Genomic DNA, 10,046 nt, shown 5'->3' with positions numbered 1-10,046 from the left:
CTCGGCCATGGCGCCGTAGCCCCAGCCATCGATCGAGGTCTCGGAGGAGCGGATATCCATGATGTTGCCGTTGGCGAGGCCGCTGTAGGGCGGCTGCGCGTCGCCGGCATAGACGGCGGTGGAGAAGCTGGGGTCCTCGATGCCCATCACGCCGTAGACCTTGGCGTAGGGCACGGCGGCGACCTCGGCGCGAATATCGATGAAGTTCGAGAAGGTCGCCTTGCCCTGCAGACCCAGCCGCAGCGCGTTGATGTCGACATGGTTGGGGGCGCTGTCGCCGGGGATGAAGGTCTGCCCGGTGACATCGGAATAGGTCACCGTGTCGCCGGTGCTCAGCGTCGAGAAGTTGGTGCGGCCGGTGTCGGGCGACTCGTTCCAGTACATGTAGCCGAGGAACCCACCGAGGCCGTTGCCATTGCCGTCGCTCAGGGCATTCCAGCCGAAGTCGGCCCCGGCGTAGCCGATGGCGCCATCCTCGATGCTGCTGGTCACGACCGGCCCGGCATACTCGCCGCTGATGGCCATCGAATAGCCGGCAATGCCCTGCCCGAACGTGCTCGAGGCGTTGTCCTCGACGCGCAGGTGCAGTTCGCCGGTGTGCGCGGTGGAATTGGCGGTGGTGGTGCCGCCGCTCGACTCGATGCTCTGGCTGCCCAGCGAATACCAGTAGCGGATGCCCGCCTCGATGCTGACCGTGTCGGTCACATCGGCGCCGTCGCCCAGATCGCTCCAGTCCCGGGGCTCGTAGCCCACGCTGTCGCGGAGCCCCATCTCGCCCCAGTTGTCGCCGTAGTCGGCGGCAAGCGCCGGAGTGCCGAGCGCGGCGAGCAGGACGGTGAGACTCGTGGCCAGACGGAACATGGGGGTACTCCAGCGAAGACGCGCAAGGCAGCTTCGTTTATGCCCCGTTAGGGTTAATGTTCCGCTAAGTGCAGCGGTGCGCAGGTGCGCGCCGCCCTTGTCCGGCCAAACCGTCCAGCCGGTGCCCCGCCTATTCCGCGGCGATGATGCGCTCGGCCCGCACCGGGCGCTCGGCGTGCAGCTGTTCGGCGACGAGGAAGGCCAGTTCCAGCGCCTGGCTGGCGTTGAGCCGCGGATCGCAATAGGTGTGGTAGCGGTCGACGAGCCCGGTCTCGGTGATCGCCGCCACGGCGCCGCCGGTGCACTCGGTGACGTCGTCGCCCGTCATCTCGATATGGATGCCGCCGGCATGCGTGCCGAGGGCGCGGTGCACCTCGAAGAAGCTGCGGACTTCCGAAAGCACACGCTCGAACGGCCGCGTCTTGTAGCCGTTCGATGCCTTGACGGTGTTGCCGTGCATCGGGTCCGAGCACCAGACCACCGTGTGCCCCGAGGCCTTCACGGCCTCGACGAGCCTGGGCAGGTGGTCGGCGATCTTGTCCGAACCGAAGCGGCCGATGAGGGTGATCCGCCCTGCCTCATTGGCCGGGTTGAGCTTGTCGAGCAGCTTCAGCAGGTCATCGGTCGACAGGCTGGGGCCGCACTTGACGCCGATCGGGTTGCGGATGCCCGAGAAGTACTCGACATGGGCAGCCTCAGGCTGGCGGGTGCGGTCGCCGATCCACAGCATGTGGCCGGACGTGGCGTAGAACTCGCCACTGATCGAGTCGCGGCGCGTCAACGCTTCCTCGTAGCCGAGCAGCAGCGCCTCGTGGCTGGTGTAGAACTTCGTCTCGCGCAGCGACGGCGTGTTGTCCGAGGTCAGCCCGAGCGCGCGCATGAAATCGATGGCGTCGTCGATCTTGCGCGCAAGTTCCTCGAAACGCGGGTAGGCGCTCGAGTCCTTCATGAAGCCCATGGTCCATTCGTGCACCCGCGTCAGGTCGGCATAGCCGCCCGAGGCGAAGGCGCGCAGCAGGTTCAGCGTCGCCGCCGACTGCCGGTAGGCGAGCAGCAGCCGCTCCGGATCGGGAATGCGGGCCTCGGGGGTGAAGGCGATGTCGTTGATGATATCGCCGCGGTAGGACGGCAGCGTCACCCCGTCGATGGTCTCGGTATCGGAGGAACGCGGCTTGGCGAACTGGCCGGCGATGCGGCCGACCTTGACGACAGGCTTGGAGGCGCCATGCGTGAGCACGACCGCCATCTGCAGGAAAACCCGGAAGAAATCGCGGATGTGGTCGGCGCCGTGCTCGGCGAAGCTCTCGGCACAGTCGCCCCCCTGCAGCAGGAAGGCCCGGCCGGCCGCGACATCGGCCAATTGGTGCTTGAGGTCGCGCGCCTCGCCGGCAAAGACCAGCGGCGGGAACTTGCGCAGCTGCGCCTCGGCGGCCTCCAGCCTCGACTGGTCCGGATAGGCCGGCACCTGCGAAATCGGCTTTTCTCTCCAGCTCTGGGGCGTCCAAGTCGTCGGCATCACGCACTACCTCCCGGTGGCGCGCGTCCTATCAGGGGAATTGGGCCGTGTGAAGCCTGCGAGGCGCTTTACAGCCCGCGGCGCCGCAAGCAATCTCCGTGCGTTCATTGGGGAGGTGTTTCATGATGTTGAGTTCAACAAGGGATTGGCCCGCCGATATTGTCGCGGAATTCGAGACGAACGCCAACAATGGCTGCGTCGGCAACATTCTGGTCTCCGAAACGGAGACACTGCGCGTGTGGCATTTGAGGCTCGCGCCCGGCACGCGCAGCAACGTGCATCGGCACGTCAACGACTACTTCTGGTCATCCATGACAGCAGGTCGCGCGCGCAGCTATTTCGAGGACGGACGGGTGGTCGAAGGCGACTACCATCCCGGCCAGACCCGCCATTTCACCTATGCCGAGGGCGAGTCCATGTGCCACTGCGTGCAGAACATCGGAGATACCGAACTGCTGTTCGCCACGGTCGAATTCCTCAACGGTCCCAACGCCGCCCTGCCCGTGCCGAACAGCGTTCGGATGAATGCGGAGGGCTAAGGCTGCTTGATACCGCCGCGGTAGCGGTAGGTCGGCGACCTGAAGGTCACCAGTTCCTCGGCGGCGGTGGGGTGCATGGCCATGGCGCGATCGAAGTCGGCCTTCTCCGCCCCCATGCCCATGGGGATGGCAACCAGCTGGATCAGCTCGGCCGCACCGGGCCCGAGGATGTGCACGCCCAGCACCCTGCCGCCGTCGGCCTCGGTGATGAGCTTGAGGATCATGCGCTCGGACTTGCTCGACAGCGTGTTCATCATCGGCCGGAAGCGGGCGACGTAGACGTCGATGTTGCCGTGCGTCGCCGCCGCTTCCTCGGTGAGGCCGATGGTGGCGAGCTCCGGTTCGGCGAACACCGCGGTGCCGATCAGCGAATGGTCGACGGCAATCGGGTTGGCGTTGAACACCGTCTCGGCGAAGGCCTGGCCCTCGCGTATGGCGACCGGGGTCAGCGCGACGCGGCCGGTGACGTCGCCGACCGCGTAGATCGAGGGCACGTTGGTGCGGGAGTAGGCATCCACCGCTATGCCGGCCTCGCCGACCTCGACCCCCGCCGCCTCGAGCCCGAGGCCGGCGACATTTGGGTTGCGGCCGGTGGCGAACATGACGGCGCCGAAGGGCGCATCGACACCGTCCGAAAAGCTCACGACGACGTCCCTGCCCTGCCGGCGGAGGGCCCTGACATTGGTCTGGTAGATGCGCTTGATGCCGCGGGTTTCGAGCCCCGCATCGAGACCTTCCCGGAGGTCGGCATCGAAGCCGCGCAGCACGCGGTCGCCGCGGTAGACGATGGTGGTGTCGACCCCGAGGCCGGCGAAGATGGTGGCGAATTCCACCGCCACGTAGCCGCCGCCCTCGATCAGGATCGAGTGGGGCAGCGCCTCGAGATGGAAGGCCTCGTTCGAGGTGAAGCCGAGCTCCCTGCCCGGGATGTCGGGAATCTTCGGGCGGCTGCCGGTGGCGATGAGGATAGTCCTTGCCTCGAGATCCCGCCCGGATCTGACGAGGTGCACGCCATGCGGCCCGGTCAGCACCGCACGATCGCGGATGATTTCGACACCCGGCTTCTCGAGACCGGAGACATAGGCCGCCTCGAGCCGGGCGATCTCCTTGTCCTTGTTGGCGACCAGCGTCTTCCAGTCGAATGCGGCGCCATCGACCGTCCAGCCGAAGCTGCCGGCCAGCTCGAACATGTCGGAGAAGCGGGAGGCGTAGACGAAGAGCTTCTTGGGCACGCAGCCGCGGATCACGCAGGTCCCGCCGACCCTATACTCCTCGACAATGGCGACCCTTGCGCCGTAGCCCGCCGCCACGCGCGCCGCGCGCACGCCGCCCGAGCCTGCTCCGATCACCACCAGATCGTAGCCGTCGCCCATCGCTGCCCCCTGCACCCGACCCAAGAAAAAAGGCCCCGCGAGGGCGGGGCCTTCACGCGACTTCAGATAGGATGCCTTGGCTCAGGTGTCGATACCCTGGGCCTTCAGTTCGGCGCGCACCTTGGCGAAGAACTCGGTGTTGAGGTTCACCGAGAAGACATTCATCACGCGCTGGATCGTCGAGTTGAGCTCGGCATTGGCCTTGGACAGCTTCTGGCCGACGGGGGAGCTGTAGAAATCGACGATCTGCTGCATTTCCTCGGGGGCGAAGGTCAGCGCGTAGACGCGCGCCATCTGGTCGAACAACTCGCCCTTCCTGCCCTTGTAGGCGGAAATCACCGTCTCGATCGCCTTGTTGAGCGGCTCGGCAATTTCCGGATTCTGCGGCAGCAGCTGGCGGTAGGTGTTGATGCCGGCCTGCACGATCGTGGCTTCGTAGATACCGCTGTGATCGGTGAGGTCGATATACTTGCGTGCCATCGCCAGGTGCTCGGGCGTGATCTCCTGGCTCGCGGCCGGAAGCGCCACGAAGGCGGAAAGGATCAGCGTCAGCGCGGCCGCGAGAAACGTCGTCGCGCGCCTGGTCAGGAAGGTCATCGGCTTGTTGCCCGTCATTGTCTTGTCCACCCCTAAGGAGCCCTCTACCCGAGCGGCTAAGCCGCGTCCACAACCTCGAGACCGTCGGCACCCGCCACGTAGGCGATGCTGCACAATCCCAGGAACAGGCCGTGCTGAACCACGCCCGGGATTTCCAGCAGCGCGGCAGACAGCGCTTCTGGCTCAGGAATGCGGCCAAAAGAAGCATCAAGGATGGCGTGGCCGCCATCGGTCACGAATGGCAGGCCGGCGCCGGTGGTCCGGCGACGGAGGCCACCCCGCGCCCCGGTGTCCAGCATCACCCGCTCGATCCGCCGATGGGTGGCGCCGAGGCCGAAATGGTTGACTTCGATCGGCAGGGGATAGCCGCCGAGCATCGGCACGCGCTTGCTTGCGTCGGCGATCACCACCATGCGCGCCGAGGCGGCCGCGACGATCTTCTCGCGCAGCAGGGCGCCGCCGCCGCCCTTGATCAGCGCCAGTCCCGGACCGATCTCGTCGGCGCCGTCGACGGTCAGGTCGAGTTCGGGGCACTCCTCGAGGGTCGCGAGGGCGATGCCCAGGTCCCGGGCCTGCGCCGCCGTCGCCTCCGAGGTCGGGACGCAGAGCAGGTCGAGCCCCTCGGCCACCGCGGCCCCGACGAGGTCGACGAAGTGCCGCGCGGTCGAGCCGGTGCCCAGGCCGACGCGCATGCCGGAGCGCAGCTCGGACATCGCCGCCTTCGCAGCCGCCTTCTTGTATGCCTCGCTCACGCTTCGCCCTCCGGTTGCGGCAGCTAGAAGAAGCGCCGAAGACCTGTCAAGCGGCGGACTCACGCATTGGTGAGTGGCAAATGTCGCTTCGAGGCAACAGAATGTGAAATGGGTGTTCGGAACGTGGTCGAATCGTGGCTCGGGTCTTTTCGTCCGTGACACGAACAGTCTATCAACCCGACATTGGGCCCATGACGTCGGGGGGCCGAAGTCTTCAAGAGGCGCAGTTTGAACAGATGAACAAAACCAGGATCGTCGTTGCCGCCGCGCTGTCGGCACTCCTCAGCTTCTCCCTGGTGGCGCCCGCCACCGCATCGCGCGTGTTCAATCCGGACACCAACATGTGGGAAGATGCCAGCGCCGTCCGCGCCAAGTCGAAGCGCGGCAGCCCGATTGCCCGGCAGATGGTCGACTACGAGACCAAGCTGAAGCCCGGCACGATCGTTGTCGAGACGTCGGAGCGGCGGCTCTATCTGGTGCTCGAGAACGGCAAGGCGATGAAGTACGGCATCGGCGTCGGCCGTGACGGCTTCCGCTGGTCGGGCCAGCACAAGATCACCCGCATGGCCGAGTGGCCGGGCTGGACGCCGCCGGCGCAGATGCGCAAGCGCGTACCCGACCTGCCGGCCTACATGCCCGGCGGCCCGGACAATCCGCTCGGCGCGCGGGCCCTCTATATCGGCTCGACGCTCTATCGCATTCACGGGACGTCCGAACCCTGGACCATCGGGCAGGCGGTGTCGTCGGGTTGCATCCGGCTGACCAACGAGGACGTGACCGACCTCTACGAGCGCGTTCGCGTCGGTGCCCTGGTGGTCGTCCACCAGTAGGCGACGACCCGAGTCCCTTGCCATCGCGGCCGTCCTCCGGGGCGGCCGTTTCGTTTCCGGCGCTAGCCGGACGCGGCGAGGTGCGCTAGAAAGCCGGCATGTCGGTCACCCTCATCGAACAGCCGGGCCTCGTGCAGAACGCCAGCCGTGCACTGGTCGACAGCCATGGCCGCACGGTGAGCTACCTGCGGGTATCGGTGACCGATCGCTGCGACTATCGCTGCGTCTACTGCATGTCCGAGCAGATGACCTTCCTGCCGCGCAAGGAGGTGCTGAGCTTCGAGGAGATCGACGCCATCGTCTCCGCCTTCGTGGCGCGCGGCGTCCGCAAGGTGCGCCTGACCGGCGGCGAGCCGCTGGTGCGCCGCGACATCGGCAATCTCGTCGCCCGGCTCGGCAGGCACCTGGGGGCAGGCCTCGACGAATTGACCCTCACCACCAATGGCAGCCAGTTGCGGCGCTATGCGAGCCGACTGGCGGAAGCCGGCATCTGGCGGGTGAACGTGTCGCTCGACACGCTCGACGAGAAGCGCTTCGCCGAGATCACCCGGCGCGGACGGCTGGGCGATGTGCGCGACGGCATCGACGCTGCGGTCGAGGCCGGCCTCGCCGTCAAGATCAACATGGTGGCCATGCGCGGCATCAACGAGGATGAGATCGAGCCGATGATGCTGTGGGCGCACGCCCGCGGCTTCGGCCTGACGCTGATCGAAGGCATGCCGCTCGGCGAGGTCGGGCTCGATCGGGTGGACACCTACCTGCCGCTCAGGCAGTTGCGCGAGCGGCTCGCCGAGCGCTACACCCTCACCCCCACCGGCCATCGCACCGGTGGGCCGGCGCGCTACGACCGGGTCGGCGAAACCGGCGGGCTGCTCGGCTTCATCACGCCGATGAGCCACAATTTCTGCGAGAGCTGCAATCGCGTGCGGCTGACCGCGACCGGTCAGCTCTACATGTGCCTGGGGCAGGACGGAATGGTCGACCTGCGCCCGGCGGTCCGGGGTGGCGGGCAACACGATCTCGACGCGGCCCTCGACCTGGCGATGCGGCTCAAGCCGAAGGGTCACGACTTCGTGCTCGACCGTGCCCATGCCGGGCCGGCCCTCGCGCGGCACATGAGTGTCACCGGCGGCTGAGAGCGGACCCGCGTCTGCTTCGTGCAAGCCCCGAGCGAACCGGTGGTCTGATCCCGGTTGCGCCGCGGAGACGGGAGGCCGCGGCAGGTGGCCCGCACCCTCGCCTAGAACTCGCTCCAGCCGTCGCCGGTGGCGCCGGGCTGGACGAGGTACCTCGCCGCTGCCGCGCGCGGTCCGGCGGACTTGGCGCGCACCGGCGCCGGCTCTGGCCTGACGGGACGGGCCGAAGCGGGAACGGGGGGTGCAGCGCGCGGCGCCTCGTCGATGACGAAGTGCTCGACCAGCATGTCGAGGTCGCGGGCCTGCTCCTCGGTCTGGGCGATCGAGGCGTTGACCTGTTCGACGAGTGCCGCATTCTGATGCGTCATCTCGTCCATGGCGCGAACCGCCGCAGTGGCCTCGGAGATGGCTTGCGACTGCTCCTGGGTGGCACGCGCAATGGCTTCGATCAGCGCGCCGTTCTCCTCGACCGCTCCGAGCATGCCGACCAGCTTGTCGGCGGCCTCGCCGACGAGCAGCGACCCCCCCTTCACCTCGGTGCCGCTCTGCTCGATGAGGTGCTTGACCTCGCTCGAGGCACTCGCGGCGGACTGGGCAAGCCGACGCACCTCGATGGCGACCACCGCGAAGCCCTTGCCGGCATCCCCGGCGCGGGCGGCCTCGACCGACGCGTTGAGCGCGAGGAGGTTGGTCTGGAAGGCGATGTCGTCAATCATCCCGATGATGTTGGAAATCCTCGACGAAGACGTCGAGATCCGGTCCATCGCGGCATTGGCCCGACGCATCACCTCCCCGCCCTGCTCCGCCAGCTGCAGCACGGCCTGCGACTTGGTATTGGCGGTCGCCGCCCGCTGGGCATTGTCGACGACCGTCGCCGAAAGCCGTTCGATGGTTCCCGTCGTCGCGGCGATGGCACCGGCCTGTCGATGGGTGCGCTCGGAGAGGTCGCCGGCCCCGGCGAGGATATCGGCGGTGGTGCCGCGCAAGGCGCCCGAGGTCTGACGCAGCTGTCCGACGATCTCGGAAATCCGCGCCACGGTGTGGTTCAGGGCAAGACGCACCTCGTCCAGCTCCCCGGCAAAGCTCTGCTTGATGCCGGCGCTCAGGTCGCCGTCGGCGAGCTTGGCGAGGCACTTGCCGAGTTGATCGACGGCCTGCTTGCGGGCGGTGACGTCGGTGGCGTACTTGACGACCTTCAGCACCCGGCCGTCGAGATCGAGGATCGGGTTGTAGGTCGCCTGGATCCATACCTCCCGACCGCCCTTGCCGATGCGCTTGTACTCGGCCGCCTGGTACTCGCCGCGCCCCAGCCGGGCCCAGAACTCGCGATAGGCCGGCGACTGCGCCTGGTCGCGCGGAACGAACATCTCGTGATGGCGTCCGCGGATGTCCTCGAGCCGATAGCCCATGGCCTCGAGGAAGTTCCGGTTGGCGGAGAGGATCTCGCCGGTCGGAGTGAACTCGATCACCGCCTGCGACTTGTGGATCGCCGCGATCTGGCCTTCCATGTCGGCGGCGTGCAGCTTCTCCGCGGTCACGTCGGTGGCGACCTTGATGATCTTGTACGGCCTGCCGTCGGGTCCGCAGACCGGGTTGTAGCTCGCCCGGATCCAGACTTCCCGGCCGCCCTTGCCGAGCCGCCTGAACTCGGCCGAGCGGAACTCGCCGTGCTGCAGCGCCGCCCAGAACTCCGCATAATCGCGACTGGAGGCGATTGCCGGATCGACGAAGATGCGGTGGTGCTGGCCGACGATTTCGGCGAGCTCGTATCCCATCGTCGCAAGGAAGTTGTCGTTGGCGGTGAGGATCGTGCCGTCCGTCCCGAACTCGATCATCGCCTGCGAGCGCGACAACGCCTTCAGCTTGGCTTCGGCGTCGGCTGCAGCGCCACCACCGCGTTTCAGGCCAGACCAAGCGAACATCATCGTCTCCAAATGCTTCACCCCAATAGGGCGAGATTCGACAATAAAGTTCTGGCAGTTAAGTTAAGATTACAGATGATGGGCGGCGGCTATCCCGCCCGGCGGGCCAGGTATTGCCCCGTCAACGACATCGTGTGCGCCGCGAGGTCGCGGGGCACGCCCTCGAACTGCACGGCGCCGCCTTCGTGGCCCGCGCCCGGGCCGAGATCGATCACCCAGTCGGCCCGCGAGATGACATCGAGATTGTGCTCGATGACGATGACCGTCGAGCCGGCGTCGACCAGCCGGTCGAACAGACCGATCAGCGTATCGACATCGTTCATGTGAAGCCCGGTCGTCGGCTCGTCGAGCACGTAGATGTTCCCTTTCTGGCCGAGTTCGGCGGCCAACTTCAGCCGCTGCCGCTCGCCGCCCGAAAGCGTGGACAGCGGCTGCCCGAGGGTCAGGTACCCCAGCCCGACATCGACGAGGCCCTTGAGGACCTTGGCGACGGGAGCCTCGGTGAAGAAGCCGACAGCCT

General features: G+C 67.1%; 9 protein-coding genes and 1 pseudogene. 3 read left to right on the top strand and 7 right to left on the bottom strand.

What is annotated here, in order from left to right; all coding sequences use genetic code 11:
* Together ACE3TU_RS14600 and ACE3TU_RS14595 are read right to left on the bottom strand one after the other, a co-directional pair.
* Positions 1-861 (bottom strand): annotated as a pseudogene (locus tag ACE3TU_RS14600) (hypothetical protein); the annotation flags it as partial.
* A gap of 130 nt (positions 862-991) precedes the next feature.
* Positions 992-2,377 carry a class II 3-deoxy-7-phosphoheptulonate synthase gene (locus tag ACE3TU_RS14595; RefSeq protein ID WP_374625424.1) on the bottom strand — a complete coding sequence of 462 codons (1,386 nt, stop codon included), beginning with the start codon at positions 2,375-2,377 and terminating at the stop codon, positions 992-994.
* Between the two features lie 122 nt (positions 2,378-2,499).
* Here ACE3TU_RS14595 and ACE3TU_RS14590 point away from each other — a divergent pair, with 122 nt between their 5' ends.
* Complete coding sequence (locus ACE3TU_RS14590; RefSeq protein WP_374625422.1) at positions 2,500-2,916, top strand: hypothetical protein; 417 nt, start codon at positions 2,500-2,502, stop codon at positions 2,914-2,916.
* Here the strand turns inward: ACE3TU_RS14590 and gorA are convergent.
* From gorA to rpiA, 3 genes are all read right to left on the bottom strand, one after another.
* The gene (gene gorA, locus ACE3TU_RS14585) at positions 2,913-4,289 is read right to left on the bottom strand and encodes a glutathione-disulfide reductase (RefSeq protein WP_374625420.1); all 1,377 of its coding nucleotides are present in this window, start codon (positions 4,287-4,289) and stop codon (positions 2,913-2,915) included. The genes ACE3TU_RS14590 and gorA overlap by 4 nt on opposite strands.
* An 81-nt stretch (positions 4,290-4,370) precedes the next feature.
* Complete coding sequence (locus ACE3TU_RS14580) at positions 4,371-4,904, bottom strand: DUF2059 domain-containing protein (protein WP_374625418.1); 534 nt, start codon at positions 4,902-4,904, stop codon at positions 4,371-4,373.
* A 38-nt stretch (positions 4,905-4,942) separates the two neighbouring features.
* Complete coding sequence (rpiA, locus tag ACE3TU_RS14575; RefSeq protein ID WP_374625416.1) at positions 4,943-5,638, bottom strand: ribose-5-phosphate isomerase RpiA; 696 nt, start codon at positions 5,636-5,638, stop codon at positions 4,943-4,945.
* 236 nt (positions 5,639-5,874) lie between these two features.
* On the opposite strand from rpiA, the gene ACE3TU_RS14570 reads away from it, so the two are divergent.
* A complete protein-coding gene (locus ACE3TU_RS14570) occupies positions 5,875-6,468 on the top strand; it encodes a L,D-transpeptidase (protein ID WP_374625414.1) in 594 nt (197 codons plus the stop codon).
* Positions 6,469-6,566: 98 nt separating this feature from the next.
* A complete protein-coding gene (gene moaA, locus ACE3TU_RS14565) occupies positions 6,567-7,604 on the top strand; it encodes a GTP 3',8-cyclase MoaA (RefSeq protein ID WP_374625412.1) in 1,038 nt (345 codons plus the stop codon).
* A 104-nt stretch (positions 7,605-7,708) separates the two neighbouring features.
* Here moaA and ACE3TU_RS14560 read toward each other — a convergent pair whose 3' ends face one another.
* Together ACE3TU_RS14560 and ACE3TU_RS14555 are read right to left on the bottom strand one after the other, a co-directional pair.
* Complete coding sequence (locus ACE3TU_RS14560) at positions 7,709-9,526, bottom strand: methyl-accepting chemotaxis protein (RefSeq protein ID WP_374625410.1); 1,818 nt, start codon at positions 9,524-9,526, stop codon at positions 7,709-7,711.
* A gap of 89 nt (positions 9,527-9,615) precedes the next feature.
* Positions 9,616-10,046, bottom strand: a 431-nt coding sequence (locus ACE3TU_RS14555; RefSeq protein WP_374625408.1) for an ATP-binding cassette domain-containing protein, incomplete at its 5' end; no start/stop codon positions are given.

Origin of the sequence: Devosia sp., from assembly GCF_041917035.1 — a bacterium.
In the GTDB taxonomy this organism is placed as follows: Bacteria; Pseudomonadota; Alphaproteobacteria; order Rhizobiales; family Devosiaceae; genus Devosia_A.
The sequence above is the reverse complement of the archived record's forward strand: the minus strand, read 5'-3'. Positions and strand labels throughout refer to the sequence as shown.

Coding starts and splice junctions, on each gene's coding strand:
- moaA (WP_374625412.1), top strand. CDS start 6,567: ATGTCGGTCACCCTCATCGAACAGCCGGGCCTCGTGCAGAACGCCAGC.
- ACE3TU_RS14560 (WP_374625410.1), bottom strand. CDS start 9,526: ATGTTCGCTTGGTCTGGCCTGAAACGCGGTGGTGGCGCTGCAGCCGAC.
- ACE3TU_RS14570 (WP_374625414.1), top strand. CDS start 5,875: ATGAACAAAACCAGGATCGTCGTTGCCGCCGCGCTGTCGGCACTCCTC.
- ACE3TU_RS14580 (WP_374625418.1), bottom strand. CDS start 4,904: ATGACGGGCAACAAGCCGATGACCTTCCTGACCAGGCGCGCGACGACG.
- ACE3TU_RS14595 (WP_374625424.1), bottom strand. CDS start 2,377: ATGCCGACGACTTGGACGCCCCAGAGCTGGAGAGAAAAGCCGATTTCG.
- gorA (WP_374625420.1), bottom strand. CDS start 4,289: ATGGGCGACGGCTACGATCTGGTGGTGATCGGAGCAGGCTCGGGCGGC.
- ACE3TU_RS14590 (WP_374625422.1), top strand. CDS start 2,500: ATGATGTTGAGTTCAACAAGGGATTGGCCCGCCGATATTGTCGCGGAA.